Here is a 26,901-nt window from a genome sequence, read left to right as displayed (position 1 = left end):
ACCGAGGGCCCGCCCCGGCCGGGGGCGGGCCCGGCGGGCCCGCCCACCCACCAGGAGGTCACCTTGTCACCGGCCCGTCGGCGCACGGAGTACCCTGCCCTCCCCGCGGAGCACACGGAGCGGGTGCCCGGTCCCGTGCGCGAACTCATCGAGCAACAGCTGCGGTCCGTGGTGCTGGGCAGTCCGTTCCCCTGCCTGGGCGCGCGCTCGGCGTTCCGGGACGGCAGCTACCTCTTCAACGTGCTGCCCGACATGGACGACCCGCGATCGCCCGAGCACGTCCTCGCCGACCTGCGGTACTTCGCCCGGGTGCGCCTGCGGATGGGAGACCTGTACACCTACGTCGTCAGCTTCCTGGAGCCCCGGGCGATCGCCGACGAGGGGGAGTGGGACCGACGGCTGTGGTCCTTCCTGCAGCACCTGCACGACCTGGACGACGTTCCCTGGGACGGACGCTTCTCCACCGAGCCGCGGGACGCCGACTTCGCCCTGTCCGTGGCGGGACTGGGCCAGTTGGTGGTCACCCTCTACCCCGGGGCGACCCGGTACGCGCGCCGCTTCGGCTGGACGACCCTGATCTTCAACCCGCCGGAGCAGGACCGCGCCAACTTCCCCACCGACGAACAGTTCCTGCGCTTCCAGAACAGGATCCGGGAGCGCGACGCGCGCCTGCAGGGGCACGTCAATCCGGCCCTGCCGGCCACCCTGGACGATCCGCAGGCCCCGGGGTTCTCCGGAGCCCCGGTCGACCCGGACTCCTGGCGCTGCCCGCTCCGTGTCCACCCACCCCTGAACGAGGAGCCGTAATGTCCGCGCGACTCTCCGCAGAGCAGACGATCCGCCTCACACCCGAGGAGACGAAGGCGCTGTGGGAGGCGGCCTCGGACCTGACCCGGTCGGAGGACGTGGCGGAGCTCGACGCCGACGGCGTCACCGAGCTCGCCTGTGCCCTGACTCCCGCCTTCCCGACCCGCCTGCTGCGCGCCCTGCACCGTCACCGCAGGGGCGCCGGTCACGACGCCCTGCTGGTGAGCGACCTGCTCCCGACGGACCAGGAGTGGGGCCCCGGCCCGAGGGGGTCGGCGGAGCCCCTGACCGGACCGGCTCAGGCCGCCGCGCTGTGCCTGCTGGGCGTCTCCTTACAGCTGGGCGAACCGTTCACCTTCAGCACCTTCTACTCCGGCCGCCTGGTCCAGCACGTCGTCCCGGTCCCCAGCATGGAGCACACGCAGACCAGCGAGAGCAGCAGCGGCATGCTCGACTGGCACGTCGAGGACGGGTTCAGCCCCGACCGGTGCGACCACTTCGGACTGCTGTGCCTGCGCGGCGAGGCCGCGGCGCACACGCGCTTCGTCTCGGCGCGCGACCTCGAACTGCCCGACGAGGTGCGGGAGGTGCTGAGCCGGCCGGTCTTCCTGATGGAACCGGACACCGCCCACGAGATGGCCGACCGCAGCCCCGCCGCCACCGCCGTGCTGTGGGGGCCGGCCGAGGCCCCGGAGATCTGCTACGACGCCCACTACCTCGGCCCCGCCGGCCGGCCGGACGGGGAGGAGGCCCGGGCGCTGCGCCGGCTCGCCGCGGAACTGGACGCCAAACGCGTGGAGCACGCGCTGGCGCCCGGGGAGTTGCTGCTGCTCGACAACCGGCGCACCGTGCACGCCCGGACGCCCTTCCAGGCCCGGAACGACGGCACCGACCGCTGGCTGCTGCGCACCATGATCTGTTCCTCGCTGCCCCGTTTCCGGGAGCACGGCGTCCGGGTCTGGCCCTCCCCGCACGGCGCGGTGGGCGCCGGGCGGTATAGCGGGACCGGCGCGGCGCCGCACGGGGCGACGACGTCCGGGGACGGGGCGCGGTGAGGAAACGGAACGCGTTCCCGGGCCCCCTCGACGAGGACCCGGTGATCGGTGGCACACCCGTACGGCCGGTCGTCGTCCCGCTCGACGACCGGACCGTGCGGATCTGGCTCAAGCTGGAGGCCGAGAACCCCTTCGGCTCGATCAAGGCCCGCACCGCCGCCGCCCTCCTGGACGCCCTGGAGGAATCCGGCGAACTGCGCCCGGGATTGCGGGTGGTGGAGTCCACCTCGGGAAACCTCGGCGTGGCGCTGGCCGGACTCTGCCGAGCCCGCGGGTACGCCTGCACCCTGGTCGTCGAGCCCAGCACCCCGAAGGCCAGCGTCGACCGCATGATCGCCTACGGGGCCGAGGTGGTGACGGTCCGCGAGGCCCCGGGCGGCACGACCCTGGACGCCCGGCTCGCGGCGGTGCGGGAGATCCTGGAGCAGGACGGCGGGGCCGTGTGGACCAACCAGTACGAGAGCCCCGCCAACCCCGGCGTCCACGAGACCCACACCGCCGCCGAACTGGTCGAGGCCGCCCCCGAGGGCGGTTACGACGCCGTCGCCGTCGCCGTGTCGACGGGCGGCACGCTCGCCGGGGTCGCCTCCTTCCTGCGTCGCCGCGCACCGGCCACCAGGATCGTCGCGGTCGACGCCGTCGGCTCGGCCGCCATGGGTGGAACCCCCGCCCACCGCCCCCACAAACTGGCCGGTTTCGGCTCCGGACGGGTCTCCCGCTTCATCGAGCGGCACCACTGGGACGACGTCGTCCGGCTCCGGGACGCCGACGCGGCCGCCGCCTGCTCGCGCATCCGGGAACGGACCGGGCTGTCGCTCGGCGGCAGCGGGGGCGCGGCGGTCCTGGCCGCGGTCGTGCGGGCCTCGCTCGATCCGACGCTGCGCGAACTGGCCTGCCTGTGCCCGGACAGCGGCGACAAGTACCCCCGGCTGAACGAGAACGTCCCCATCGGCGACCCGGCCGGCACCGACGAGACCGTCGCGGCCGCGCTCGACCTGCTCGACCGAGCCTCCACCGAGGAGACAGTGAACGCATGACCGCACGAACCCCGTCCTCGATCACCTACCTCAGCGGCGCCGACGTGGCGGAACTCTGCGCGGACCTGCCCATCGTCGACCTGGTCCGGGACACCCTGCTGGCGTTCCGGCGCAAGGAGGCCGGCATCGCCCCCGAGACCGCACTGCGGTGGACGACGCCCACCGGCGCCTCGGCGCGGAGCCTCGTCCTCCCGGCCTGGGCCGGCAGAGCGTACGGCTGCAAGATCATCAACGCCTCGCTGGGCAACCACCGGTACGGGCTGCCGCGCGCGGGAGGCCTGATCATCCTGAACGATCCGGAGACCGCGCACCCGGTGTGCGTCATGGAGGGCGCCCGGATCAGCGCGCTGCGCACCGCGGGGGTGTCGTTGGCGGCGGTGCGGGCGGTGCGGGACCCGGCGACTCTCACCACGGTGGCCTTCCTCGGCTGCGGGCGCCAGGCGGAGACCCACCGGGAACTGCTCGTCGACCACTGTCCGGCGCTGGAGGAGATCGTCCTGTTCGACCTGGACCGGTCGCGGGCCCGGTCCACGGCGATCGCCTGGAGGGCCGCCCTCCCGGACGTCGCCGTCACCGTGGCCCCCGACGCCCGGACCGCGGTCGAACGGGCCCGGGTGACCTTCGCGGTGACCACCACGACCGATCCCTACGTCGAACTGGACTGGGTCCCCGAGGGAGGCACCTTCGTCAACGTCTCCCTGGACGACGCCGCCGAGAGCCTCCTGCTGGGCTGCGACCACCTCTTCGTCGACGACTGGGACCTCATCGTCGACGACACCCACCGCCTGCTGGGCACCCTCGCCCGCGCCGGCAGGGTCGGCGCTCCAGGGGAACCCGCCCCCGCGGCCGGTCGTGCCGTCGACGCCGACCTCCCCACCCTGGTCTCCGGCTCCTACACCCGTCCGGTGACCGACCGCGACCGCGTGGTCGTCAACCCCTTCGGCATGGGCGTCCACGACATCGCCGTCGCCGCGGCGGTCTACGCGAAGGCGGCCGACCGGGGCCTGGCCCTGCCCCGCTGACGCGCCGCCACGCGGACGAACGGGAGGGTCCGAGGTCGCGCGTGCCGCCGCGCGGCCCCTCCCGTCCGCGTGCCGACGCGTCAGGAGAGCAGCAGCTCCAACTCCGTGGTCATGTTGCGGCGGGCGGTGTGCTCCCAGTGGTCGCGGCCGTAGGGGGTGCGGAACAGGGTGGGCAGGTCGAGGAGCCCGCGCAGGACGTCGGCGCGGCCGGCGCGGAAGGTACGGTCGGGGACGAAGGCGTACTCCTCGCGGACGGCGGCGGCGTAGGCCGCGTACTCCCGGGGCGATCCGGCCAGGACGGCGAGGTCGGCGTCGCACAGCACCTCCCCGGCCGTGTCGCCCGGAGCCGGGTCGTGGGTGACGGTGAGACGGACCAGGCGGGCCACCTCGGCGGTGAGCGCGGGGGAGACCCCCGCCTCCGGGAGGGCGCGTTCGGCCAGGCGTGCGCTGCGCTCCTCGTTGGTGGAGCGCTCGGGGAGGTGGACGGCGTCGTGGAACCAGGCCGCCAGCAGTGCGGCGGCCACCGCCTTTGGCCCCTCGCAGTGCGAGGAGAGCAGACCGACCCGGTCCAGGACGGCGATCAGGTGGTCGGTGGTGTGGTAGCGGCGGTGGGGCTCGGCCCAGCGGGCGAGGAGGTCGTCGGCGTAGGCGCCGGGGGAGGGGGTGCCGGGCGGGAGTTCGGCCTCGGGACGGCGGACGGCCAGGAGGGTACGGGTCCAGCGTTCGCGCAGTTCGTCGTGGGCCGGGTGGCGGGTCTGTGCGGTGGCCATGGGGGCAATTGTGGGCCGCGTCTTCCCACCGTGTCCGGGGATATGGCAGGCTCCGCTATATGTCTAGACCAATCCTCGAGGTGATCGCCCTCGACGCTCGGGACGCGGCAGCCGCACAGGCCGGAGGGGCGGATCGCCTCGAACTGGTCAGGGACATGGCCGCCAGTGGACTCACTCCCTCCCCCGAGACCTTCGCCGCCGTACGCGCCGCCGTGGACCTCCCCGTGCGGGTGATGCTGAGGGACGCGGACGACTTCTCGGCGGGCGGTCCCAAGGCGCTGGACGCCCTGTGCGAACGGGCCCGACGGCTGCGCGCCGAGGGCGCCGAGGAGTTCGTGTTCGGCTTCCTCGACGAGGCCGGGGCCCCCGACCTCGCCGCCATCGGCGCCCTCCTCGACGCCGTTCCCGGCTGCCGCTGGACCTTCCACCGCGCCATCGACCGCTGCGCCGACCGCGAGGCCCTGCGCGGACGACTCGCCGGCCTGCCCGGCCTGGACACCTTCCTCACCGCCGGCTCGGCGGACGGCGTGCCGACGGGCCTGGACGTCCTGCGCGCCGAGGCGGCCCGCGCGACGGCCGGCGAGCCCGGCCACCTGCCGCGCCTGATGGTCGGCGGCGGCCTGGGCCTCGACCACGTCCCCGCGCTGCGCGCCGCCGGCGTCACGGCCTTCCACATCGGCGGCGCCGCGCGGGAGGGCGGCTGGGACACCCCGGTCTCCCCGGACGCGGTCCGCGTCTGGCGCGACCTGCTGGACGGCTGAACCCGAGCCGTGAACGGAGCCCTGAACGGAGCCGTGAACAGAGCCGTGGACGGAGCCGTGCGCGGGGCGGGCGACCGGGCTCGGCCGGTCCCGTCAGGAGACCGCCGCCGCGAAGGCGGGCAGGTAGCCCCTCTCGTGGCCCTTGGCGGTCGGGTGGATGTTGGAGCCGCTGATCCACGGGTCGCTCGTGCAGATCTCGTGCCCGGCGAAGGTGGGACGGGCGTCGGCGAAGGCGAAGCCGGCCGCGGCGGCGCGGTCGGCGATCACCTGGTTGAGCACGTCCGAGCCGTCGTTGATGGCCGTCCGCTTGCCGGCGCCCATGCCCAGACAGAGACCGCCCTCCTTGTAGAGGTGCGGGTAGCCCACGACGACGACCTCGGCGTGGGGCGCCCGGTCGCGGATGGTGGCGTACAGCGCGTCCAGTGCGCCGGGGAGTTCGGTGCGGGCGTAGTCGGCGGCCTCGTCCAGTCTCCGCTCACAGACCGTCTGCGAGAAGAGCGCGCAGCTCAGCATGATCGACGCGAACCCCGAGTCGTTGCCGCCGATGCTGACGCTGACGAGCGTGGTGCTCTCGTCCAGGTACCGGACCTGGTTGTTCAGGACGTCGGGGATGGTGGCCCCGCCACAGGCGGCGAAGGTGAAGGAGGCGGGCGATTCGGCGTCCGCCCACAGAGCCGGGTAGGCGTTGTCGCTGCGGGTGCACAGCACGTCGGAGTAGTCGCCGGCGCCGGTTCCGGAGGAGTAGGAGTCGCCGAGGGCCACGTAGTTCTCCGTGGCGTGTCTCCCGACGTCCGCCCCGGCGTTCCCTCCGGTGGCGGACGCGGGGGCGGATACGGTGACGGCCAGTCCGAGAGCCAGCAGAGCGGCCGTCAGGACACGGGGGACGCGCATGGTTTCCTCCGGGGGCATGCACAGGCGGTGTGAGGGGGCGGGCCCGTGAGGGCCACCGCACACCATTACCGCCCCTCCGCGTCCGCGGCATCGGTGAAATCGCCGGTCGAGTCACCGATCGGGTCACCGATCGAGCCGTTGGCCGAGTCGCCGGTCACGACGTTCCCACGGGCACCGTGCCGACGGTCACCGCCGTCCCGGAGGACGGTTCGGCTCTCTCCCGCGCAGGGTTCTCCACCGTTCGACCGGGAGCCGGTACACCACGTTGCGGCGCAGCGGGCCCTCGGGAACGGCCGGGTCGTCGAAGTCGTGGGCGGGGTGGCGCGTCATGCCCAGGCGGCGCATCACCGCCTGGGAGCGGAGGTTGCCGGAGGCCGTCACCGCGAGGATCTCCGGCAGGCGGAGGGTGTCGAAACCGAAGGCCACGGCGGCTCGGGCGGCCTCGGTGGCGTAGCCGTGACCCCAGGCGGAACGGGCCAGACGCCAACCGGTCTCCACGCCGTCGAACGGGCTCTCCTCGTCCACCGGGGCCAGCCCGGCGACCCCGACGAACTCCCCGGTGGCGCGCACCTCCAGCGCCCACCATCCCCAGCCGCGCCGTTCGATGCCCGCCTGGTAGCGGACCATGGCCTCCCGGCTCTGCTCGCGGGTGAGCACGCCCGGGAAGTACTCGCGGACCTCGGGGTCGGCGTTCAGCGCCGCCCAGGGTTCGAAGTCGGACTCCCGCCACTCACGGAGCAGGAGGCGTTCGGTTCTCGGTTCCGGCACCGCGTCAACCTAGCGCGGCCACGGGCGCGGGACGACCGGTTTCGACGGCGTGGCAGGGAAGGGCGGGGGGAGAGCGAGAGGGAAAGGGCCGTCACCGCCGCTCGGCCAGCTCCCACAGGGGGGTCTCCAGGACCTCGGCGAACGTGGGGAACGGGTGCACCACGTCCCTGGCCACCTCCACCGGGATCTCCGCGCGGACCGCCAGGGAGACCTCCGAGATCCACTCCTCCGCCCGGCCGCCCCAGGCGGTGGCGCCGATGACCGCGCCGGTGTCGGGGTGGGCGAGCAGGGTCAACCAGCCCTCCGGCTCGCCCTCGATGGAGGTCCGCACCGCCTGGGTCACCGGGGCGGTCGCGGTCAGCGGCTCGATGCCCGCCTCGCGCGCGGAGGCGACGGTGTGGCCGACGGCCGCGAGGACGGGACGGGTGTAGACGGCGCGGGGGATCGCCCGGTGGTCGGCGCGGGTGTCCCGGCCGGCCAGATTGGCCGCCACCACCCGCCCGTGGTAGTGGGCGGTGTGGGTGAACGGCGCGACGCCGGTGACGTCGCCGACGGCCCACACGTGCTCGGCGCCGACCACGCGGCAGTGGTCGTCCACCTCGATCGCCCCGCCCCGGCCCGGCTCGACGCCCAGGGCGTCCAGGCCCACCTTCCGCGACCGGGGCCGCCGCCCGGCGGCCTGGATCACCACCGAGGCGTCGAAGACGTCGCCGTGGTCCGTCGTCAGACGGCCGCCCAGCGGGTGCGCTTCGGCGCGGACCACCTGGGTGTTCAGCCGCACGTCGACGCCGTGGTCGTGCAGCAGCGACAGCATGGCCTTCGACGCCTCCGGCTCCTCACGGGGAATCAGCCGATCGCCCCGCTGCACCACCGTCACGGCCGAGCCGAACGAGGCGTAGAGGAAGGCCAGTTCGCACCCGACCGGTCCGCCGCCGATCACCACGACCAGCTCGGGCCGCTCGGCGGTGCTGCTCATGGCCTCGTCGCTGGTCCACACCGGCACCTCGTCCAGGCCGGGGATGTCGGGGCGCACGGGCGCGGAGCCGGTGTTGAGCACCAGTTCGCCGTAGCCGATCTCAGTGCCGTCGACGTCCACGACGCCGGGCCGGACGATCCGCGCGGTGCCCCGGATCAGGGTCGCGCCGGTCTTCTCCAGACCGGCCGCGTTGGCGGTGTCGTCCCGGCCCCGGACGATCCGCTCCCGCCGGGCGACGGTCTCCTCGTACGCCGCCCGCTCCGGGACCCGTCCGGTGAACAGGCCCGCCCACTCGGGGTCGTCCGCCGTCCGCCACACCTGGGCCGAGCGCAGCATCGCCTTGCTGGGCACACAGGCGAGGAACGGGCAGTCTCCGCCCACCAGGGACTCCTCGATCACGGCGACCGACAGGCCGGACCCGGCCAGAGAGGTCCAGACGAGCTTGGCGCCGGCGCCCGCGCCGATGATCACCACGTCGTAGCGGTCCATGGGGTCCGTCCCTCCGTCGCTCCGTCGGTCCGGCACCCGGTTCCCCTGAGCGAGCGGGTGAAACGGCCGTCACTCGTCACCGCCCGGCCCGTCACCGCCCGGCCCGTCACCGTCCGGCGTCGGCGAGCGCCTTCGGCAGGGGCGCGGCGTGGACGACGGTGAGGCCGGAGACCGCGCGGGTCAGCGCCACGTACAGCCGGCGCAGGCCCGTGCGCTCGTCCGGCTCGCCGTCCACCACCGCGGCGGGCTCGTCCAGGACCACCTGGTCGTACTCCAGGCCCTTGGCCAACGTCGCCGGGACGAGGGTGAGGCGGACGCCGGGCGTCTCCTCCCCGCCCGGCCCCAGGACGGTGTGCGGCAGCCCGGCGTCCGCCAGCGCCCCGGCCAGGACGGGCACGCGGGCGTCGGCGGCGATCAGGCCGACCGAGCCCTCCCGCCGAAGCGCCTCGCGGCAGGCGGCCACCACCGCGCCGGCCTGCTCGTCGGTCGCCACCTCCCGGACCCGCAGGGAACCGGCCGCCGCACGGATCGAGGTCGCCTCGGACAGGCCCGGAGCGATGTGCGGCAGCAGCCGGGAGGCGTAGGAGATGATCTCGCGCGGTACGCGGAAGCCCCGCGTCAGCTCCTCGACCGCCGCGTCCGGCTTGCCCAGGTGGGCCAGGGCCTCGGCCCAGCTCGCCGTCGCCCACGGCGTGGTGCCCTGCGCCAGGTCGCCCAGCACCGTCGCCGAGCCCGTCGCGCAGCGCCGGCCCACCGCCCGGTACTGCATCGGGGACAGGTCCTGCGCCTCGTCCAGGACGACGTGGCCGAGCGAGGGCGTCCGCCGGACCAGATCCGTCGCCTCGTCGATCAGCACGGCGTCCGCCGCCGACCACACCGCCGACCGCACTCCGCGCGGCGGCTTCGTCCACAGGATCGCCTTGCGCTCCTCGTCGGTGAGGACGCCCTCGGAGCACTCGGCCAGGAAGTCGGCGTCGGAGAGCAGCCGCAGCACCAGCTTCGCCGGGTCCACCTCCGGCCACACCGCCTTGACGACGGCCTTCACCGCCGCGTTGCGGGCCACCGCGTCCTGCACCCGGTCGTCCGGCGCCTCGCCCGCCCGTTCCATCCGCGTCAGCACGGTGTGCGCGATGCGCCGCGGCAGGGCCTCGCGGGCGGCGCCGTGGCGGATGCCGCGGTCCAGCAGCTCACGGACGATCTCCTCCAGCTCGTACGCCGGGACGCGCCAGCGGCGCGAGCCGCGCACCACCACGCACGGCTCGGTCGGCATCGTCACCCGCGAACGCACCGCCCGGCGGAGCACCTCGGCCATCCGGGCGTCGCCCTTGACCCGGGCCGCCTCCGGGGAGTCGGCGCCGCGCACCTCCACGCCCGTGGCGCCGGCCACCAGGTCCTCGACGGTGGTCTGCCGCACCGCCAGCTCGCCCAGGGCGGGCAGCACCTGCTCGATGTAGCGGAGGAAGGACCGGTTCGGGCCGATGACCAGCGTCCCGGTGCGGGCCAGCCGCTCGCGGTGCGCGTAGAGCAGGTACGCCACCCGGTGCAGGCCCACGGCCGTCTTGCCGGTGCCGGGCGCCCCCTGGACGCACACCGTGCCGTCGATCCCGGAGCGGACGATCTCGTCCTGCTCGGGCTGGATCGTCGCCACGATGTCGCGCATCGGGCCGACGCGCGGACGCTCGATCTCGCGCCTGAGCAGCTCGCCGACCCGCTCGTCCTCGGCCGGGTCGGTCAGGTGCTCGTCCTCGTACGCGGTCAGCTCGCCGCCGGTGTAGCCGAAGCGGCGGCGCAGCTCGACGCCCTGCGGGTCCTTCTTCGAGGCCCGGTAGAAGGGCTGGGAGACGGGCGCGCGCCAGTCGACGACCATCGGGTCGCCGTCGGCGTCGTGGACGTGGCGACGGCCGATGTAGTAGCGGGCCTCGTCGGCGCGGTCCAGTCGGCCGAAGAACAGCGGGGTGTCGGCGAGGTCCGCGAGGGCGTCGATCCGCGCCTCGATCTGGCGCTGGAGCACCTCGGCGTTCACCCAGTTGGCGGTGACGTCCTTGATGTCGAGGGTCTCGACGTCCCGCCGCATGGCGCGCAGCGCCGCCCGGGACGCGGCGAGGTGGGCGCGCTCGCGCTCCAGCGGACCGGCGGACGGACGGGAGGGGACGTGGGCGGGCTGGTCGGGAGCGTGCGCGGGCACGGCGTGGCCTCCGGCGGTGAACACGCACGGCCGGGGACACGGCTCGCCGCACGGGCGGCTCGCCGCATTCCGGGTGCGGTGGACGACAGGGTCGGAAGGGATCGTGGCCCTCGGCGGTGCGTGCCGGGCGCGCGATCCGTCGACCGGTACCGACCGGCCGACTCCTCCCCGGCGGCACGGAGGGCCCGGGACGCGAAGGGGCCGTGCGTCACCGTGGCGCGGGAGGCGGCAGACGCGTGATTGTAGCCCCACTCATCCCCGCGGGCGACCGGAATCCCCGCCCCCGTAGGGGAGCCGTACACCCCCGGTCGCAGAGGGACGAAACCCGTGCTCACCCCTAGGATGGATGTAGACCAACCGGGCGAAAAGCACCATGGGGCCATGACCATGAGCAGCGCATCCTTCCCTCCCCGTACCTCCCGCACCTCCGGCGCCACCGCTCTCGGCGCGCTCGACGAGCGGAGCGGCCGGCGGCACGGCCGGCACCGTCTGGGTGACGCCGTCCGGGCGGTGTCCGTCTTCGTCGGCACGGCCTTCGAGGTCGCCGTCCTGGGCGACTACGCCGAGACCCGAGAAGAGGAGCGGCGCGAGGAGCAGCGGGCCCGCAGACGCGCGACGGCCGGGGACGAGGACGCCCCGGCTCGATCCCGATCCCTCCGGCCGCCTCGGCCCGTCCGCGTTCGTTCCGTTCGCGTTCGTTCCGTTCGCGTTCGATCGGTCCGCGCTCGATCGGTCCGTGTTCGATCCGTCGGTTGAGCGTCGGTTAGTGTCGCCTCCGCGGCGGTGACCGCGGACCCCGGACGGACCGGAACGACCAGGAGGCGGCCGAGTGTCAGTCGTGCCCGCGGACCCCCGGCGCCGCCTGTACGCGGCCGTCGCCCTGCTCGCCGTCTCGCTCGCCGCGCTGACGGCGGTCACCTGGGCCCAGCCGAACGTCCTGGTCGACGTCCTCGTCTACCGCGCCGAGGGGCAGGCCGTCCTCGACGGCGCCGACCTCTACGGCTTCACCGTCACCGAGTGGGACCTGCCCGCCACCTACCCCCCGTTCGCCGCCCTGCTGTTCGTCCCGGTCGCCTGGCTGCCGCTGCCCGTCGTCCAGACCCTCTTCGCCGTCGGCAACGCCGCGCTGCTCGCCTGGCTGCTCCACCTCTCCCTCCGCCTCGCCGGCCGCGGCGCCGGCCCGGCCGCCCTGATCGCCGCCACCGCCCTCGGGCTCTGGCTGGAACCCGTCTTCCAGACCTTCGTCTTCGGACAGATCAACCTCGCCCTGACCTGCCTGGTCCTGTGGGACCTGACGCGCCCGGACGGCGCCCGAGGCAAGGGCCTGGCCATCGGCGTCGCGGCCGGTATCAAGCTCACCCCCGCGATCTTCGCCGTCCACCTCCTGCTGACCGGACGCGTCCGGGCCGGGCTGACGGCGCTGGCGGGTTTCGTCGGGACGGCGGCGCTCGGCGCGGTCGCCCTGCCGGACGCGAGCGTGGACTTCTGGACGCGACGGATGTTCGAGACCGGTCGGGTCGGCAAGGCGTGGATCGTCGACAACCAGTCCCTCCAGGGCCCGGTGACGCGCCTCCTCCACACCCCCGAGCCCGGACTGTGGTGGCTGGTGCCCACGGCGGTCGTCGGCCTGCTGGGCCTGTGGCTGGCCCGCCGCGCGCACCTGCGAGGGCGAGCGGCCTGGGGGGTGCTGATCGTCGCGGGCACGGCGCTGCTGGTCTCGCCGATCAGTTGGTCCCACCACTGGGTGTGGTGCGTGCCCCTGCTCGCCGTCCTGGCCACCGCCGCGCCCCGGGGCCGTCGCCGGTGGCCGCTGTACGCGGTCGCCGTGCTGTTCACGGCCCGCACCCACTGGCTCGTCCCGCACGCCGGCGACCGCGACCTCCACCTCCCCTGGTGGCAGCAGCCCCTCGCCTCCCCGTACCCGCTCCTGGCCCTGGGCCTGCTGGGGTGGGCGGCGTGGCGACTGCGCGGTCCGCGTCACCGGACGACGCCCCGGCCCTTCTCGATCCCCCGTGCGCGCCGGGCGGCACCGGCGACGCCGTCCAACCGGCGCTCCAACGTGTGAACGAATTCCTCCTGCGTGTCCATGGCGCTCTCCGAGCGGAGACGATCCGGCCGATGTTCTCGCGGACCGGTGCGTGTCCGGCGAGGAGGCCGTCGAACTCCTCCGAGCGACCGTCCCCGATGGGGCGGTGAAGCGTGGAGTTTCCCATTTACCCACATACCCACTTCGGGCTATGGTGGAGGGACCGCCAAGAGACCGAGTTCGCCTGCATCGACGGGCGAGCCCTGGTCACGAGAGACCGCCACCGAGGCTGTCGACCCCCGGCTCTCGTGGCCGGAAACAGGAGTGCCGCCATGACCGCTCTGCCCATGCACAGCGAGGAGTTCGAGACGGTTGCCGAGATCGAGGTCGATCCCCGGGGACGGGTGTCACTCGGAAAAGCCGGAGCCACCCCGGGACGGCGCTATCGCGTGCAGTCCAACATCGACGGGGTGTTGGTACTGACTCCGGTGGTGTCCATTCCGGAGCGAGAGGTGCAGCTCTGGACCGACCCGTCTCTGCAGAAGCGCATCCTCGACGGACTTGAGCAGGCGGCCAACGGCAGGACGCACGACCGAGGCGACTTCTCGCAGTACCTCACCGAGGAAGATGACGAGGACTAGCCGGTCGTGTACCAATTGCGCTTCTCCGATGACGCGGACCGCACTCTGACAGAGCTGGAGGAAGGCGGGAAAGCCACAGCGTCCAAGCTGAAGAAGGTGCGGAAGGCGCTCGCCCACCTCCAACACGACCCCCGGTACCCGGGGCTTCACTCCCATCAGTACGAGAGCTTCCCCGGCCACTCGGACGTGAAGGTCTGGGACTCGTACGTGGAGAACCGGACGCCGGGGGCCTGGCGCATCTACTGGCGCTACGGTCCAAACGAGAAGAACGACCTGAACGAGGAGATCCCGGTCATCACCGTCCTCGTCATCGGGCCGCACCTCTGACATCGGCCCCTGTGGGAGCGGTGCGGGTACAGCGGGCGCTCCGGGCACAGAAGGAGTGCGCGGCGGAACATCCGTCCGCCGAGAAGACGTACCACCGCGCGTGGGAGGAGCGGCTGTGAGCAGGGGTTATCACACGCAGTGGCTGATTCCGGAAGAGCACCGTGCCGATCCCGCCTATGTCGAGGCCGGCGCGGCGATCGCGCTGGGGCAGGCCGTGTACGACCGCCGTACCACTCTCGGACTCTCCCAGGGACAGTTGGCCCGGCGGGCGGGGATGGCCGAGGCCGAGGTCGAGCGGATCGAGGGCGGGGCGGTGACGCCGACCCTCGCGCTGCTGCGTGCGCTGGCGCGGGCCCTCGACGCCAAACTGGATCTTTCCATCGAGGACGAGGAGACGTCCGTGTCCTTTGTGGCGCACGCGGCATGACGGCGCTGCCGCCGGCGGCCCCTCACGCCCCGAACCACTCCAGCGACTGGCCGTGCGGGCCCGTGAAGGCCACTGGCCCCCCGGTCCAGGGCGAGGACGAACGTCGCGCGGTCGGTCGGCGCGGGGTGGGGGAGGCGGCGTCCGACGGAGGGGAGGGCGGCGGGGGCCTCGTTGGAGATCCAGTGGCCGGGCAGGGCCGGCACCGTCTCGGCGAAGGCGGCTCGGGCCTCGGGCGCCAGGTAGGCCGGCACCGCGCTGTGGAAGACCACCGGCGTGGCGCCCTCCGGAACCCGGGCGACCACTTCCCGGACCGTCTCGTCGAGATCACCGCGCACCAGGTGCGGGGGTTCGGCGCGAGCGACGCGGACGGCGCCGCGCAGCCGCTCCAGCCGGTGCGTCTGGTCCGGCCAGATCAGGCACTCCAACCAGCGGACGTCGCCGTCGTCGCGAACGTCGAGCGGGTTGAGGTCGATGCCGGCTCGCCAGACGACGGCCGGCGGTTTCGGGGAAGCGGCACGGGTCCGCTGGTGTGGCAGTCGAGGGTGACCGGGCTGCCGGCGGGGCCGAACGCGGGCCGACCGTCGTAGGAGTAGCGGTAGCGGTCCGGGTACAGGCACAGCCCGGCCGAGGCGCCGACCTCGATCAGGGCCAGTGGCCGGGGCAGGGACGCCGGCAGCGGCAGCAGAGTGGCGCACCGGCCGGGTTCGTTGGTCTGCGTGCGACGCGTCAGGACGGTCTCGCGCACCTCGTCCCAGTGGTCCCGGACCCAGGTGCGGAAGGCGTCGGGGGCGTCCGTGGGGCCGCCGAGGAACCGCACCGCCGCCAGCAGAAGGTTCGGCTGCCGCTCCGGATCGGGCAGCCGGCCGATCAGGGACGTCAACTCGTCGTCCTCGGCGATCTGTTCGGCCAGCGCCTCGTAGCGCGGCGAGTTCCCCCGGGCCTCCCGCGCCGCGAACCTTCTGTACAGCTCCGCCGTGCCCATGTGCCGAGCATGGCAGAGCGCGCCGGCCGGGGAGGGGAAAGCGGGCGGAGCCTCTCCCACGTCACACGGCCGCCCCGCGGGACCTCACGGGGTTCGGTCGGCGAAGCGGTCCAGGGCGTTCAGGACGTGGGTGCGCGTCACGGCGCCACCGAGGTGGCCCGCGTCCTCGACGATGGTCAGCTCCGCGTCGGGCCAGGCGCGGGCCAGCTCCCACGCGGTGTCCGGTGGGCCGCCCATGTCGAACCGGCCGTGGACCAGGACGCCCGGGATGCCCGCCAGCCGCCCCGCGTCGCGCAGCAGCGCACCCTCCTCCAGCCACGCCCCGTGCGAGAAGTAGTGCGCGCAGATCCGCACCAGGGCCAGCCGGTCGGCCGAGGGGCGGTCGCCGTACGGGTTCGCGGCACCGCCCGTCTCCCCGGAGAGGACGGCGTCCTCCCAGGCGCACCAGTCGACCGTGGCCTTCCCCCGCACGGCGGTATCGGGGTGTTCCAGCAGCCGCGCGTACGCCCCGGCCAGGGCGACTCCGTCCCCGTCGCGCGGCGCGTCGGGCACTCCGGCGAGGAAGCGTTCCCACTGCTCAGGGAAGAACCGGCCCACCCCCCGGTAGAGCCAGTCGATCTCCGAACGGCGGGTGGTGGTGACGCTGGAGATCACGATCTCCGACACCCGCTCCGGGTGCCGCTCGGCGTAGGCCAGGATCAGCGTGGAGCCCCACGAGCCGCCGTACAGCAGCCAGCGCTCGACGCCCAGGTGCTCCCGCAGCCGCTCCATGTCGGCGACCAGGTGCCAGGTGGTGTTGTGCCGCAGGTCGGTCGCCGGGTCGCTCGCGTGCGGGGTGCTGCGACCGCAGCCGCGCTGGTCGAACAGGACGATCCGGTACCGCTCGGGGTCGAAGACGCGACGGGCGCGCTCCGAGCACCCGGAGCCGGGGCCGCCGTGGACGACGACGGCGGGCTTGCCGTCCGGATTGCCGCAGACCTCCCAGTACACGAAGTGGCCGTCGCCGACGTCGAGCATCCCCGTCGCGTACGGCTCGATCGGCGGATACGGCTCGCGCGTGCCGTCCATGAGCACCGTCCTCCCCCTCGGGCTTCGAAGGGAGGAGGTTAGCCGCTAATCCAACTCGTCCGCGAGGAGTTCCGAGGCGTCCACGATGCGGTAGGCGTAGCCCTGCTCGGCCAGGAAGCGCTGGCGATGGGCCGCGAAGTCCTGGTCGACGGTGTCGCGGGCGACGACCGAGTAGAAGCGGGCCTCGTGACCGTCCGCCTTCGGACGCAGGACGCGCCCCAGACGCTGGGCCTCCTCCTGACGGGAACCGAAGGTGCCCGAGACCTGGATGGCGACGGTGGCCTCCGGCAGGTCGATGGAGAAGTTGGCGACCTTGGAGACCACCAGCACCGACAGCTCGCCCGAGCGGAACGCGTCGAACAGCCTCTCGCGCTGCGCGGTGCCGGTGTCGCCCTTGATCACGGGCGCGCCCAGGTGCTCGCCCAGCTCGTCGAGCTGGTCGATGTACTGGCCGATGACGAGCGTCTGCTCGCCGGCGTGGCGGCGCACCAGCGCCTCGGTGACGCGCTGCTTGGAGGCCGTGGTGGAGCAGAAGCGGTACTTCTCGTCCGCCTCGGCCGTCGCGTACGCCAGCCGCTCGGACTCGGTGAGGTCGACGCGGACCTCCACGCAGTCGGCCGGCGCGATGTAGCCCTGCGCCTCGATCTCCTTCCAGGGGGCGTCGAAGCGCTTGGGGCCGATGAGGGAGAAGACGTCGGACTCGCGGCCGTCCTCCCGCACCAGGGTGGCCGTCAGGCCCAGGCGGCGGCGGGCTTGGAGGTCGGCGGTGAACTTGAACACCGGCGCCGGCAGCAGGTGCACCTCGTCGTAGACGATCAGGCCCCAGTCGCGGGAGTCGAACAGCTCCAGGTGCGGGTAGACGCCCTTCCGCTTGGTCGTCAGCACCTGGTACGTGGCGATGGTGACCGGCCGGATCTCCTTCTTGGCGCCGCTGTACTCGCCGATCTCGTGCTCCGTCAGCGAGGTGCGCCGCATCAGCTCGTGCTTCCACTGCCGGGCCGAGACGGTGTTGGTGACCAGGATCAGCGTGGTGGACTTCGCCGTGGCCATCGCACCCGCGCCCACCAGCGTCTTCCCCGCCCCGCAGGGCAGGACGACGACACCGGAACCGCCGTGCCAGAAGCTCTCCACGGCCTGCTTCTGGTACGGGCGCAGCGCCCAGCCGTCCTCGTGGAGCTCGATCGCGTGGGCCTCGCCGTCCACATAGCCGGCCAAGTCCTCGGCGGGCCAGCCCAGCTTGAGCAGCGCCTGCTTGATCTGGCCGCGCTCGGAGGGGTGGACGGCGACGGTGTCGGGGTCGATGCGGGCGCCGACCAGCGGCTGGATCCGCTTCGACCGCAGGATCTCCTCCAGCACGGGCCGGTCGGTGGTCTCCAGCACCAGACCGTGCACGGGGTGCTTGAGCAGCCGCAGCCGCCCGTAGCGGTCCATCGTCTCGGCCACGTCCACCAGCAGCGCGTGCGGCACCGGGTAGCGGGAGTGGGTGACCAGCGCGTCCACGACCTGCTCGGCGTCGTGGCCGGCGGCGCGGGCGTTCCACAGGCCCAGCGGCGTCAGCCGGTAGGTGTGGATGTGCTCCGGAGCGCGCTCCAGCTCGGCGAAGGGCGCGATGGCGCGACGGCACGCGTCGGCCTGCTCGTGGTCGACCTCCAGCAGCAGGGTCTTGTCGCTCTGCACGATGAGCGGTCCGGTCACGTGGTCCTCCTGCCTTCGACTGCCTCCGGCGCGCGTGGGCCGACCGTCCAGTGTGCCGCATCGGACCGACAGGCGAACGGTGCTCGGCCGTCGACGCCCGTACGGGTGAAGCCGCGCCGGACCGGCGCCGGTCTCACCCGTCGTCGGCGTCCGCCGACTCGGCCGCGCCCGTGACGCGGTGCAGGGGGTAGGTGCGGACCTCGGCGGCGATGTGGTCGTACCCCGTGACGAAGCCGTCCTCGACGCGGACGGGGTCGATGACGCGCCGGCCGGCCACCCCGTCGGCGTCGACGTAGCCGATCACCACCGACGCCCCCGTCCGGACCGCCGAGCGCAGGAGGGCCAGGGTGTCGGCCGCCGCGGTGCGCGGCGGGCGGCCGTTCGGGGCGTCGGGCGCGGACGGTGCGGACCGGTCGGGGCGGTGCGGGACGCGGGCCGCCCGGTCGCCCGCGCGGATGGCGCGGACGGCGGCGGCCAGCAGCGGGCGGTCGGGGCGCGGCGGGCCGTCCGGCACCGGCTCGGGCGCCGTGCGCGGCGGGGTGCGCAGGGTGTCGGCGCGGTGGATCACCACGTCGCCCTCGGCTGACTCGGCGGCCGGGGCGTACCCCATCGACCGCAGCCGCTCCAGCAGCGTGACCGGGTCCGTCTCGGCGGCCAGCACCGTCGGCGCCAGCAGCCGCAGCCCCAGACCGGCGGCACGGCGGTCGGCCACGATCTCGGCGAGCAGCGCGTCGTCGTCGCAGCGGACGTACGAGCCGGCCGCGCCCACCCGCAGCCGGCCGTGCCGCCGCGCCACGTCGTCGATCAGGTACGCCAGCGGCTGCGGGACGGGCGTGTGGGAGTGGGCGGCCAGGAAGGAGTGCAGCTCGGACGCGGTGCGGCCCGTGTCGAGGGCACGACGCACGGACCGGGGGGTGAAGCGGTAGACCGTCGCGCCGCCCTTGGACTCCACGTCGGCGAGGACGTTCAGCGTCTCGGCCAGGGGCCGCCGGAGCGGACCGGGCGCCACGGCCGTCAGGTCGGCCTGGAGCAGGACGTGGTCCAGCGGTTCGGGGAGGAGCGGGGCGAGACGGGCGGCGGCACCGTCCAGGGCCCGCTCCGTCTCCTCCTCCAGAGAGGTGCGCGCCCCGGCGCCCGCGTCCAGCAGGGGGCGTGCGTACGACGCCAACGCGCCGCGTCCGGTGACGCCCAGCAGCTCCGCCTCCCGGAGCGTCCAGCGCGCGATCCGACCACGCGTCTCGGTGCCGGCGCGCAGCGGGCACTCCCAGTCCAGCCGGGCCACCACCGCCTCGACGTCCGGGGCGGCGACCTCGTCGTCCGGTGCCTCGCCCTCCGCGAGCCCGGCGAGCAGGCGCAGGACGCGGCGGCGCAGCTCGGGCGCCGGGCCGCGGTCCAGGCCCGGACCGAGCGCGTTCAGGGCGCGGCCCTTGGCGTCGCGCTCGCCGACCAGCCCGGCCGGCCGGGTGCTCGCCAGCCAGGCGCCCGCCAGCCGCGCCCACCGTCGCTCGGGCGGCTGTTCCAGCCACACGTCGTACGCCGGGGTGGGCGCGTACCGCTCGTCCGCCTCGCCGTCGGAGGCCACCAGCCCGGCGGCGTAGGACACCTCGATCCAGAAGGCGGCGACCGGCTCGGGCACGTCGAGCGTGACGGCGGTGCGCTTGAGGTCCCGCACGCCCAGGCCGCCCGCGCGCAGCACGGGCGGGGCGCCGGCGGCCGTGCTCCAGGACGTCAGCAGTTCCTCGACGGCCGTGAGCGCGGCCAGCGCCTGCCCCGCCGCCGCGGCGTCCACCGACCGACGGGGGTGCGCGCGGGCCGGCTCCAGAGCGGGCGGCAGCGGCTCCAGCCGGCGGTGGGCCCGACCGTCGCGCAGGTGGAGGGCGACCTCACGGGGCAGGACCACCGTCCGGGACCCCACCGGCAGCAGCAGCCCGCGGTCCAGCAGCCAGCGGACCGGGGCCGAGGGGCGCTCGGAGACCTCCCCGTAGGGCGGGCCCCAGGTCAGCTTGGCGAGCGTCGCCCGCGCCTCCTCGGACGCCCCCGCCAGCAGGGACGCCATCCGCTCGCGGTCGGTGAACAGGGCGGTCAGGGCGGCCAGCGCGCTCACCGGGTCGTGGGTGGTGGGCAGCCCGACGGCGATCAGGAGCTCCTGGAGGCGGCCGGGCGACATGCCCGACGTGGCCTCGGCCAGCGTCGGGCCCAGGCCCGTCGGCGAGGGGCGGTCGGCGTTCGGGGTGAGCAGCTCGCGCGCGGTGCGCACCAGACGCAGCCGGTCGTCGCCGCCCCACACCAGGGCCCGCTCGCGCAGCAGGCCGAGCGCGCGCGGCAGCTCGTCCTCGCCGCCGGGCAGCGAAGCGGCCAGCGTCTCGTACGGGCAGGGGTCGGGTGCGACGGCCAGCGCCTCGGTCACCTGGAGGGCGAACCGGTCGAGCCGTTCCATCGCCCGCACCACCGAGGCGCGGGTGCCCGCGCGGGTGGCGAGCTGGGTGAGGTCGGAGGGGACGGGGGAGAGCAGGTCCGGACGGGCCCGCAGCAGCTCGACGAGCGCCTCGTCGGGACGCGAGCGCAGCTCGTCGGCGAGCGTGCGGGGAGCTGCTCGTCGGCGTGCCTCGGGCTCTGTCGTCATCCTCACCACCGTACCGGCCCCCTGTGACGATCGGTTCCGTCCGGCGCGGTGCGCGGTACGGTCGTGGACGTACGGGAGTCAAGGACCGGCGGCCGATGGGGTGTTCGGTGGGGATCGAGAGCGAACAACTCGTCTTCGACTATCTGAGCCGGATCGGGGATCTGGCGCACGGCACGAGCATGACGGCCGCCGAGCGGGCGAAGCTGGTGGGTCGGGTGCGCGCCGACATCGACCGGCGCCGGGCCGAGGCGGGCGGCGCCGACACCGTGGCCGGGGTGCGGAAGATCCTGAACGCCCTCGGCAGACCGGAGGAGGTCGTCGCGCAGGAGGGCGTGTCCGTCCCGCGGCCCAGGGACGTCCCCGGGTCCGGGGACGTCCCCCGGTCCGGGGAGCCGCGTCCGGCCGAGGAGGGGAGAGGGACGGTCCCGCCCACGGTCGTCTCGTCGCCCTCGTCGCCGCACCTGGCGGGCATCGGCGAACCGGGCCCCGAGGAGAGCGCCCCGGACTGGTGGCGCGAGGGCCCCGGCCTGCCCCGGTACGTCGAGGGCGGCCGGATCGAGGTGGGCGGCTTCGTCGGCGGGGTGGAGGCGCCGGAACTGCTCGACTCCCCCCAAGCGCCGGGAGGACCGGGAGGGCTGGAGGCGCCCGTGGGCGGTGGCGGGGACGCGGAACCCCCGACGGCCCCCGTGCTCGACACCCCCGACACCCCCGGCGCGTCGGGCGGACGCCTGGCACGGCTGTGGCGCGCCCGCGCGGCGAAGGGCGCGGGCGTCCCGCGCGTGGGCGGCGTGGTGGAACTGCTGGCCGCCGCCGCGCTGGTGGCGGGCGCGGTGCTGGGCTCGCTGGTTCCCCTGGGCCTGGGCTGGCTGGCCGCCTGGTGGTCGCCGCGGCTGAGCCGCGTCGAGGCCAAACGGGCGGTCATGGTGGTGCCGGGCACGGTCGCCGCCGCCGCGCTGGTGTGGCTGTGGGGCCGTACGGAGGGCCGCTGGGGGGAGCCGATCGCCGAGGGCGGGCTGGGCGAGGCGGTCGGCGACGCCTGGCCGTGGACGCTGCGCGCCGCGGCCGTCGCCAGCGCCCTGTACCTGGTCTGGCGCGCGCGACGGCCGAAGGGCTGAACGCGGACCGAGGTCGGGCGGGCCCGAGCTCACGGGGCGAGGGCTGCACAATGAAGGGCATGACTTCTCGCGCGGTGACGGTCGGCTTCGACCTGGACATGACGCTGATCGACTCCCGCCCCGGCATCCGGGCGACCTACCTGGCCCTCTCCGCGGAGACCGGTACGTACATCGACGCCGACCTGGCCGTCACCCGCCTCGGCCCGCCGCTGGAGGTCGAGCTGGCGCACTGGTTCCCGGAGGAGGCGCTCGAGGAGGTCGCCGTGCGCTACCGCGAGCTGTACACGCACCACGCCATCGAGCCGACCCTCGCCATGCCCGGGGCGCGGGAGGCGGTGGACGCGGTGCGGCGGGCGGGCGGCACGGCGATCGTGGTCACCGCCAAGCACGAGCCCAGCGCCAAGCTCCACCTGGAGCACCTGGGCATCGCACCGGACGCGGTGATCGGCGGGCTGTGGGCGGAGGCCAAGGCCGAGGCGCTGGTCGAGTACGGGGCGGGCGTCTACGTCGGCGACCACCGCGGCGACGTGCGCGGCGCGCGGGCGGCCGGCGCGCTGTCGGTGGCCGTGCCGACGGGGCCGTGCGACGCGGAGGAGCTCCGGGCGGAGGGGGCCGACGTGGTGCTGGAGGACCTGACGGCGTTCCCCGCCTGGCTGGAGGCGTACGCGGCGGGCCGCTAGCGCCCGGACTCCGCGCGGGCCCGGCGGCGCTGCACCGCGATGGAGCGCAGCACCCCGGCGCCGGCGATGGCGAAGCCGACGCCCATCAGCATGCTGACGAGGTACGCCGCCGTGGGCAGCGGGTCGGCTCCGAGGAAGAGCGGCAGCAGGGTCACGAGGGTGGCCGCCGCGCCGATGAAGAAGACGACGGCACCGATGCGGACGAGCAGATCTCCCGCGCGGGACGTTTCACTGGTCACCGGGACAGGGTAATTCGATGGTCGGGCACGCGCGGCACGCGGGGGGAGGGGCCGGGGGCGTCTTGTCACCGGGACGTGGACCATTAATCTTGTTGACGGCGGGTCGTTCGGCCCGCTGAAGTCTTATTCAGAGCCGTTTTCTTTTCAAGAAGTCGTCACCCGGTCATACGGACGAGTACAAGGACAGAGGACAGACGTGCCTACCGGCAAGGTCAAGTGGTTCAACAGCGAGAAGGGTTTCGGCTTCCTCTCCCGCGACGACGGCGGTGACGTCTTCGTGCACTCGTCGGTGCTCCCGGACGGGGTGACCACCCTGCGGCCCGGCCAGCGGGTGGAATTCGGCGTCGTCGCCGGTCAGCGAGGTGATCAGGCGCTCTCGCTGACCCTGCTGGAGCCCGCCCCCTCCGTGGCGGCGGCCCAGCGGCTCAAGCCCGACGAGATGGCGTCGATCGTGCAGGACCTCACCAATGTGCTGGACCGGGTCGCGCAGCAGTTGGAGCGTGGACGTTACCCGGAGCGCCAGCAGGGCCGCAAGATCGCGGGCATGCTCCGCGCGGTGGCCGACCAGCTCGACGTCTGAGGCCCGGCCGGCGGGGCCGGCCGGGGTCCGACGAGATCGGTCGAGATCGGTCGCGGTCAGTCGAAGTCCAGGGCGCCGGGGTGGAGGGGCGGGACGAGCCCCTCGCCCGCGGCGCGCGTGAGCAGCGCGCGCACGGCCGCGTAGCCGTCCTCGCCGAGGTCGGCGGTGAACTCGTTGACGTACAGCTCGATGTGCCGGTCGGCGACCGTCGGGTCCATCTCCTGGGCGTGTTCCAGCACATGGGCGCGGGACGCTTGGGGGTCGTCCCAGGCCATCCGCACCGAGGCGCGGGCGGACTCGGCGAGCGTGCGCAGCCGCCGTGCGCCCAGCGAACGCCGGGCGATGATCGCGCCGAGGGGGATCGGCAGCCCGGTGCCGGCCTCCCAGTGCTCGCCCATGTCGGCCAAGCGGTGGAGGCCGTAGTTCCCGTAGGTGAAGCGCGCCTCGTGGATGACCAGCCCGGCGTCGACCTCGCCGTCGCGGACGGCGGGCATGATCCGGTGGAAGGGCATGACGACGATCCGCCCGACACCGCCGGGCACCTTCTCCGCCGCCCACAGCCGGAACAGCAGGTAGGCCGTCGACCGCTCGCTGGGCACCGCGACCGTCGCGCCGCGCAGGTCCGCCCCCGGCTCGCGGGTGAGCACCAGCGGGCCGCAGCCGCGCCCGAGCGCGCCGCCGCACGGCAGCAGCGCGTACTCCCGGAGCACCCACGGCAGGACGGCGTAGGAGACCTTGAGGACGTCCAGCTCACCGCGCTCGGCCATGCCGTTGGTGACGTCGATGTCCGCGAACGTCACGTCCAGCGGCGGGGCGCCGGGCACCAGACCGTGCGCCCAGGCGTGGAAGACGAAGGTGTCGTTGGGACAGGGGGAGTAGGCGATCCGCAGTGGTCCGCCCTCTTCGGGGCTCCGCTCGGACTGCCGCTCAGACATCACCTGGGACACGGTCCCTCCAACCGTCGAGTACGGGAACGATCCTGCCGAATGCGGCCGTCAGGGCGTCGAGCGCCTCCGCGATCCGCCAGGCCGAGCGGTCGCGCGGGCCCACGGGGTTGGACACGGAGCGGACCTCCAGCACCGGGACGCCCCAGACCGCCGCGGCCTCGGCGACGCCGAAGCCCTCCATCGCCTCGGCCAGCGCACCCGGGTGGCGCCGCGCCAACAGCGCCGCCCGTTCGGCGGTGCCGGTGGTGGTGGAGACCGTCAGCACCGGCCCCAGCGCCGCGCCGGCCGCTTCCGCGACGGTCCGCGCCAGCGGGCCGTGCGGACGGTGGACGGTCGTGCCGAAGCCCAGGTCGGCCACGGAGGTGAAGGGCTCGGGACCGTCGGGCGTCTCCGAACCCAGGTCCGCGGCGACGATCTCGGAGGCGACGACCACCGAGCCGACCGGCGCCAGGGGCGGGAAGCCACCGCCGATGCCCGCCGAGACCACCAGGCCGTAGGGGTGTCCGTCCGCCGCCGCGCGGGACAGTGCCGCGGCGGTGCGGGCCGCCGCGGCGGCGGGGCCGGCCCCCACGGCGAGCACGTCGATGCCCGCCGGGGCACACGCGGCGGCCACGGCGTCACGCTCCGCCGCGACGGCGGTGACGACGAGAGTGGACACGGCGGGCCCGGAGGGGGTCAGTCTTCCTCGCGGTCGAGGTTGATGCGCCACACGCCGTCGCTGTACCGGCTGCCGTCGTAGCCGACGACGCTGAGCTGCACCGTGTCCGCGGAGGTGCCGTCGGTCTGGGCGAACAGGCCGTCGCTGGAGAAGCTGCGGTAGGTCTTGCCGATCGGCTCGGAGACCACGGGCCGCTCACCGAGGAAGACCACCCAGCCGGTCTCGGCGATCTCGGGATCGACGCCGATGCGCAGCATGTCGCCCTCGCCGACCGTGATGGACGTGTCGGTCTTCTTCTTGACACAGGAGAGCACCTTGTCCTGCGACAGCTTCTTGCCCTCCGTGTAGCAGGTCGCTTCCGTGGACACGCTGTCCGAGCCGACGGTCACGGTCGCTCGGGGGGTCGGCTTCTCACAGGCGGAGAGGACGACGAGACCGAGGGTGGCCGCACCGATGGCTACGGCAGTGCGGATGCTGCGGCTGCCCTTGCCCCGGGAGATCGTGTGCGTCATGACGTGCAGGCTACCCGGCGGTTCCCCTCACGCGACGCGCGGGTGGGGCGTGCCGTGGCGCGCGGCGGACAACAGGGGCCGGACGGTCGCGAGCGCGCCCGCCGCGACGATCAGCCCGGCCACCCCCATGCCGACCGGGCCGATCAGCGGCAGCGCGATCCCGATGGCGCCGCCCACCACCCACGACATCTGCATCAGCGTCTCGGAGCGGGCGAAGGCGGAGGTCCGCACCACCTCGGGGACGTCCCGCTGGATGAGGGCGTCCAGGGAGAGCTTGCCCAGCGCCTGCGCCATCCCGGCGGCCGCCGCGAGGACGGGCACGGTGACCGTGCCGTACAGCACCGCCGCCACCACGGCCGCGGTCAGCGCCATGGCCAGCACGGACGCGATGATCAACTCCGGTCCGCGGTCCCGCAGCCAGGCGCCCAGCGCCGTGCCCAGCGCGTTGCCGCCGCCCGCGGCGACGGCGACGACCCCCAGCGAGACGACGGCGTCCAGCCCGCGCAGGGGGTGCTCGCGCAGCATGAAGGCGAGGAAGAAGGTGAGGAAGCCGGAGAGCGCGCGCAGGGAGGAGTTGGCGATCAGCGCGTTGAGCACGGACGCGCCGACCGTCCGCAGTCCGGGCCGCTTCGGCTTCCCGTTCCCGTTCCCGTCCCCGGGGCCGGCCCCGCCTCCGGTTCCGGTGGCGGTTCCGGTGGTGCTCCCCACCGCGTCGCCGCCGGCGGCCCGCTCGCCGTCCCGGACCTCCCGGACCTCCCGCGCGTCCTCGGACCCGGCGCCGTTCGCCGCCTCGTAGGCGGACAGCAACGCCTTTCGCTCGCCCTTGGCGGAGTCCACCTTGTGGGGGAGGGAGAAGGACAGGAACGTTCCGACGACGAAGACGACGAAGGCCCCGTACAGCGGCCAGGACGGCCCCAGCCCGTGCAGCGCCGCCCCCGCCGGCGCCGCGGCGCCGGTGGCCAGCAAACCGGCCAGCGTCACCCGCGAGTTGGCCTTGACCAGCGAGATGCGGTGCGGCAGGAGTCTGGGCACGACCGCGGACCTGACCACCCCGTACGCCTTGGACGCCACCAGGACCCCCAGCGCCGCCGGATAGAGCTCCAGGCTGCCGGTGGCCACCGCCCCCGCCATGCTCAGCGCGAGGAGCGCACGGGCCAGCATCGAACCGGCCATCGCGGCGCGCCGACCGTGCGGGATGCGGTCCAGCAGCGGCCCGATGATCGGCGCCAGCAGCGCGAAGGGGGCCAGGGTGACGGCCAGGTAGAGCGCGACCCGCCCCCGGGCCTCGCCCGTGGGGACGGAGAAGAAGATGGTGGAGGCCAGGGCGACGGTGATCATCATGTCGCCCGCGGAGTTCACGGCGTGCAGTTCGATGAGTTTGCCCAGGCCCGACTCTCCCGCCCCCTGCGCGTGCGTCGCCCGGCGGATCCGTCGCCCGAGCGCGCGGGGAGGCGCGTGTACGGCGCGGACGATCGCCCGCGCCGTACGACGGAACCGCCCCTCGCCTCGCCGGGGCGTCCTGAAGGCTGCCACGTCGCAAGTGTGCCCCAACGGCGGCTGCCCAGCCCGGCGCCTTTTGGTTGAAGGTGCGACGGTTGGAGGCGGACCCACGTGGGGTAG

General features: G+C 74.3%; 26 protein-coding genes and 1 pseudogene. 12 read left to right on the top strand and 15 right to left on the bottom strand.

Features of this window, described 5'->3' with window-relative positions; genetic code table 11:
* Positions 1 to 135 precede the first annotated feature (135 nt).
* The 4 genes from gntA to IF47_RS0115925 are packed head-to-tail and all read left to right on the top strand — an operon-like array spanning position 136 to position 3,921.
* Positions 136 to 807: a guanitoxin biosynthesis heme-dependent pre-guanitoxin N-hydroxylase GntA gene (gene gntA / locus IF47_RS28785; protein ID WP_169745219.1), complete on the top strand. Its 672-nt coding sequence runs from the start codon at positions 136 to 138 to the stop codon at positions 805 to 807.
* Positions 807 to 1,862 (top strand): TauD/TfdA family dioxygenase, encoded by a 1,056-nt coding sequence (locus IF47_RS31925; RefSeq protein ID WP_051717757.1) that lies wholly within the window; start codon positions 807 to 809, stop codon positions 1,860 to 1,862. Before gntA ends, IF47_RS31925 begins: the two co-directional genes overlap by 1 nt.
* A gap of 41 nt (positions 1,863 to 1,903) precedes the next feature.
* Entirely contained in the window at positions 1,904 to 2,899 is a 996-nt protein-coding gene (locus IF47_RS0115930; protein ID WP_031509452.1) for a cysteine synthase family protein, read from the top strand.
* Positions 2,896 to 3,921, top strand: coding sequence for an ornithine cyclodeaminase (locus IF47_RS0115925; RefSeq protein WP_031509451.1), 1,026 nt, complete (start codon positions 2,896 to 2,898; stop codon positions 3,919 to 3,921). Before IF47_RS0115930 ends, IF47_RS0115925 begins: the two co-directional genes overlap by 4 nt.
* Before the next feature lie 80 nt (positions 3,922 to 4,001).
* Here the strand turns inward: IF47_RS0115925 and IF47_RS0115920 are convergent, their stop codons facing one another.
* Positions 4,002 to 4,691: an HD domain-containing protein gene (locus IF47_RS0115920; protein WP_031509450.1), complete on the bottom strand. Its 690-nt coding sequence runs from the start codon at positions 4,689 to 4,691 to the stop codon at positions 4,002 to 4,004.
* 59 nt (positions 4,692 to 4,750) lie between these two features.
* Here IF47_RS0115920 and IF47_RS0115915 point away from each other — a divergent pair, with 59 nt between their 5' ends.
* Positions 4,751 to 5,452 (top strand): copper homeostasis protein CutC, encoded by a 702-nt coding sequence (locus IF47_RS0115915; protein ID WP_031509449.1) that lies wholly within the window; start codon positions 4,751 to 4,753, stop codon positions 5,450 to 5,452.
* A 93-nt stretch (positions 5,453 to 5,545) separates the two neighbouring features.
* On the opposite strand, the gene IF47_RS0115910 is transcribed toward IF47_RS0115915, so the two are convergent.
* The 4 genes from IF47_RS0115910 to IF47_RS0115890 all read right to left on the bottom strand — a co-directional run bounded on the left by IF47_RS0115910 (position 5,546) and on the right by IF47_RS0115890 (position 10,761).
* Positions 5,546 to 6,343 carry an SGNH/GDSL hydrolase family protein gene (locus tag IF47_RS0115910; protein ID WP_031509448.1) on the bottom strand — a complete coding sequence of 266 codons (798 nt, stop codon included), beginning with the start codon at positions 6,341 to 6,343 and terminating at the stop codon, positions 5,546 to 5,548.
* 186 nt (positions 6,344 to 6,529) lie between these two features.
* Complete coding sequence (locus tag IF47_RS0115900) at positions 6,530 to 7,111, bottom strand: GNAT family N-acetyltransferase (protein WP_037732687.1); 582 nt, start codon at positions 7,109 to 7,111, stop codon at positions 6,530 to 6,532.
* A 91-nt stretch (positions 7,112 to 7,202) separates the two neighbouring features.
* Complete coding sequence (locus IF47_RS0115895) at positions 7,203 to 8,576, bottom strand: dihydrolipoyl dehydrogenase family protein (RefSeq protein WP_031509446.1); 1,374 nt, start codon at positions 8,574 to 8,576, stop codon at positions 7,203 to 7,205.
* 106 nt (positions 8,577 to 8,682) lie between these two features.
* On the bottom strand, positions 8,683 to 10,761 hold the full coding sequence (locus tag IF47_RS0115890) for a HelD family protein (RefSeq protein ID WP_031509445.1): 2,079 nt from the start codon (positions 10,759 to 10,761) through the stop codon (positions 8,683 to 8,685).
* Between the two features lie 829 nt (positions 10,762 to 11,590).
* Between IF47_RS0115890 and IF47_RS0115885 the strand changes: the two genes are divergently transcribed.
* The 4 genes from IF47_RS0115885 (at position 11,591) to IF47_RS0115870 (ending at position 14,182) form a co-directional block, all read left to right on the top strand.
* On the top strand, positions 11,591 to 12,826 hold the full coding sequence (locus tag IF47_RS0115885) for a glycosyltransferase 87 family protein (protein ID WP_211257223.1): 1,236 nt from the start codon (positions 11,591 to 11,593) through the stop codon (positions 12,824 to 12,826).
* A 293-nt stretch (positions 12,827 to 13,119) separates the two neighbouring features.
* Positions 13,120 to 13,428, top strand: a complete 309-nt coding sequence (locus tag IF47_RS0115880; protein WP_031509443.1) for a hypothetical protein — start codon at positions 13,120 to 13,122, stop codon at positions 13,426 to 13,428.
* Between the two features lie 6 nt (positions 13,429 to 13,434).
* Positions 13,435 to 13,755 carry a hypothetical protein gene (locus IF47_RS0115875; protein WP_031509442.1) on the top strand — a complete coding sequence of 107 codons (321 nt, stop codon included), beginning with the start codon at positions 13,435 to 13,437 and terminating at the stop codon, positions 13,753 to 13,755.
* 115 nt (positions 13,756 to 13,870) lie between these two features.
* On the top strand, positions 13,871 to 14,182 hold the full coding sequence (locus tag IF47_RS0115870) for a helix-turn-helix domain-containing protein (protein WP_031509441.1): 312 nt from the start codon (positions 13,871 to 13,873) through the stop codon (positions 14,180 to 14,182).
* Between the two features lie 173 nt (positions 14,183 to 14,355).
* Here IF47_RS0115870 and IF47_RS31920 read toward each other — a convergent pair.
* From IF47_RS31920 to IF47_RS0115850, 5 genes and pseudogenes are all read right to left on the bottom strand, one after another.
* A pseudogene (locus tag IF47_RS31920) lies at positions 14,356 to 14,655 on the bottom strand (DUF2332 family protein); the annotation flags it as partial.
* Positions 14,595 to 15,164 carry a DUF2332 family protein gene (locus IF47_RS31560; protein WP_245641129.1) on the bottom strand — a complete coding sequence of 190 codons (570 nt, stop codon included), beginning with the start codon at positions 15,162 to 15,164 and terminating at the stop codon, positions 14,595 to 14,597. The gene IF47_RS31560 and the pseudogene IF47_RS31920, both read right to left, overlap by 61 nt.
* A gap of 84 nt (positions 15,165 to 15,248) precedes the next feature.
* Entirely contained in the window at positions 15,249 to 16,232 is a 984-nt protein-coding gene (gene pip, locus IF47_RS0115860; protein ID WP_031509440.1) for a prolyl aminopeptidase, read from the bottom strand.
* Between the two features lie 45 nt (positions 16,233 to 16,277).
* Positions 16,278 to 17,927: a DNA repair helicase XPB gene (locus IF47_RS0115855; protein ID WP_031509439.1), complete on the bottom strand. Its 1,650-nt coding sequence runs from the start codon at positions 17,925 to 17,927 to the stop codon at positions 16,278 to 16,280.
* Between the two features lie 133 nt (positions 17,928 to 18,060).
* Positions 18,061 to 20,550, bottom strand: a complete 2,490-nt coding sequence (locus IF47_RS0115850; protein ID WP_031509438.1) for a helicase-associated domain-containing protein — start codon at positions 20,548 to 20,550, stop codon at positions 18,061 to 18,063.
* 107 nt (positions 20,551 to 20,657) lie between these two features.
* On the opposite strand from IF47_RS0115850, the gene IF47_RS0115845 reads away from it, so the two are divergent.
* Together IF47_RS0115845 and IF47_RS0115840 are read left to right on the top strand one after the other, a co-directional pair.
* Positions 20,658 to 21,665 (top strand): chromosomal replication initiator protein DnaA, encoded by a 1,008-nt coding sequence (locus IF47_RS0115845; RefSeq protein ID WP_031509437.1) that lies wholly within the window; start codon positions 20,658 to 20,660, stop codon positions 21,663 to 21,665.
* 59 nt (positions 21,666 to 21,724) lie between these two features.
* A complete protein-coding gene (locus IF47_RS0115840) occupies positions 21,725 to 22,345 on the top strand; it encodes an HAD family hydrolase (RefSeq protein ID WP_037732741.1) in 621 nt (206 codons plus the stop codon).
* Here IF47_RS0115840 and IF47_RS0115835 read toward each other — a convergent pair.
* Complete coding sequence (locus IF47_RS0115835; protein WP_031509435.1) at positions 22,342 to 22,584, bottom strand: hypothetical protein; 243 nt, start codon at positions 22,582 to 22,584, stop codon at positions 22,342 to 22,344. The genes IF47_RS0115840 and IF47_RS0115835 overlap by 4 nt on opposite strands.
* A 196-nt stretch (positions 22,585 to 22,780) precedes the next feature.
* Between IF47_RS0115835 and IF47_RS31915 the strand changes: the two genes are divergently transcribed.
* Positions 22,781 to 23,164: a cold-shock protein gene (locus IF47_RS31915; protein ID WP_031509434.1), complete on the top strand. Its 384-nt coding sequence runs from the start codon at positions 22,781 to 22,783 to the stop codon at positions 23,162 to 23,164.
* A 56-nt stretch (positions 23,165 to 23,220) separates the two neighbouring features.
* Here IF47_RS31915 and IF47_RS0115825 read toward each other — a convergent pair whose 3' ends face one another.
* Genes IF47_RS0115825 through IF47_RS0115810 form a run of 4 tightly spaced genes read right to left on the bottom strand, consistent with a single transcriptional unit; the run spans position 23,221 to position 26,814 of the window.
* Positions 23,221 to 24,099 (bottom strand): 1,4-dihydroxy-6-naphtoate synthase, encoded by an 879-nt coding sequence (locus IF47_RS0115825; RefSeq protein ID WP_051717754.1) that lies wholly within the window; start codon positions 24,097 to 24,099, stop codon positions 23,221 to 23,223.
* Positions 24,092 to 24,769 carry a futalosine hydrolase gene (locus tag IF47_RS0115820; protein WP_037732685.1) on the bottom strand — a complete coding sequence of 226 codons (678 nt, stop codon included), beginning with the start codon at positions 24,767 to 24,769 and terminating at the stop codon, positions 24,092 to 24,094. Before IF47_RS0115820 ends, IF47_RS0115825 begins: the two co-directional genes overlap by 8 nt.
* A 17-nt stretch (positions 24,770 to 24,786) precedes the next feature.
* Entirely contained in the window at positions 24,787 to 25,281 is a 495-nt protein-coding gene (locus IF47_RS0115815) for a hypothetical protein (RefSeq protein WP_031509431.1), read from the bottom strand.
* A 27-nt stretch (positions 25,282 to 25,308) separates the two neighbouring features.
* A complete protein-coding gene (locus IF47_RS0115810; protein ID WP_031509430.1) occupies positions 25,309 to 26,814 on the bottom strand; it encodes an MFS transporter in 1,506 nt (501 codons plus the stop codon).
* Positions 26,815 to 26,901 lie beyond the last annotated feature (87 nt).

Origin of the sequence: Streptomyces megasporus (genome assembly GCF_000718985.1) — a bacterium.
Classification (GTDB): domain Bacteria; phylum Actinomycetota; class Actinomycetes; order Streptomycetales; family Streptomycetaceae; genus Streptomyces; species Streptomyces megasporus.
This window is presented reverse-complemented; position numbering and strand designations above follow the sequence as displayed.

Bases quoted from the DNA above. Each gene is read 5' to 3' on its own strand.
- IF47_RS31925 (WP_051717757.1), top strand. From the start codon at position 807: ATGTCCGCGCGACTCTCCGCAGAGCAGACGATCCGCCTCACACCCGAG.
- IF47_RS0115925 (WP_031509451.1), top strand. From the start codon at position 2,896: ATGACCGCACGAACCCCGTCCTCGATCACCTACCTCAGCGGCGCCGAC.
- IF47_RS0115920 (WP_031509450.1), bottom strand. From the start codon at position 4,691: ATGGCCACCGCACAGACCCGCCACCCGGCCCACGACGAACTGCGCGAA.
- IF47_RS0115915 (WP_031509449.1), top strand. From the start codon at position 4,751: ATGTCTAGACCAATCCTCGAGGTGATCGCCCTCGACGCTCGGGACGCG.
- IF47_RS0115910 (WP_031509448.1), bottom strand. From the start codon at position 6,343: ATGCGCGTCCCCCGTGTCCTGACGGCCGCTCTGCTGGCTCTCGGACTG.
- IF47_RS0115895 (WP_031509446.1), bottom strand. From the start codon at position 8,576: ATGGACCGCTACGACGTGGTGATCATCGGCGCGGGCGCCGGCGCCAAG.
- IF47_RS0115880 (WP_031509443.1), top strand. From the start codon at position 13,120: ATGACCGCTCTGCCCATGCACAGCGAGGAGTTCGAGACGGTTGCCGAG.
- IF47_RS31560 (WP_245641129.1), bottom strand. From the start codon at position 15,164: ATGGGCACGGCGGAGCTGTACAGAAGGTTCGCGGCGCGGGAGGCCCGG.
- pip (WP_031509440.1), bottom strand. From the start codon at position 16,232: ATGGACGGCACGCGCGAGCCGTATCCGCCGATCGAGCCGTACGCGACG.
- IF47_RS0115850 (WP_031509438.1), bottom strand. From the start codon at position 20,550: ATGACGACAGAGCCCGAGGCACGCCGACGAGCAGCTCCCCGCACGCTC.
- IF47_RS0115840 (WP_037732741.1), top strand. From the start codon at position 21,725: ATGACTTCTCGCGCGGTGACGGTCGGCTTCGACCTGGACATGACGCTG.
- IF47_RS0115825 (WP_051717754.1), bottom strand. From the start codon at position 24,099: ATGTCTGAGCGGCAGTCCGAGCGGAGCCCCGAAGAGGGCGGACCACTG.
- IF47_RS0115815 (WP_031509431.1), bottom strand. From the start codon at position 25,281: ATGACGCACACGATCTCCCGGGGCAAGGGCAGCCGCAGCATCCGCACT.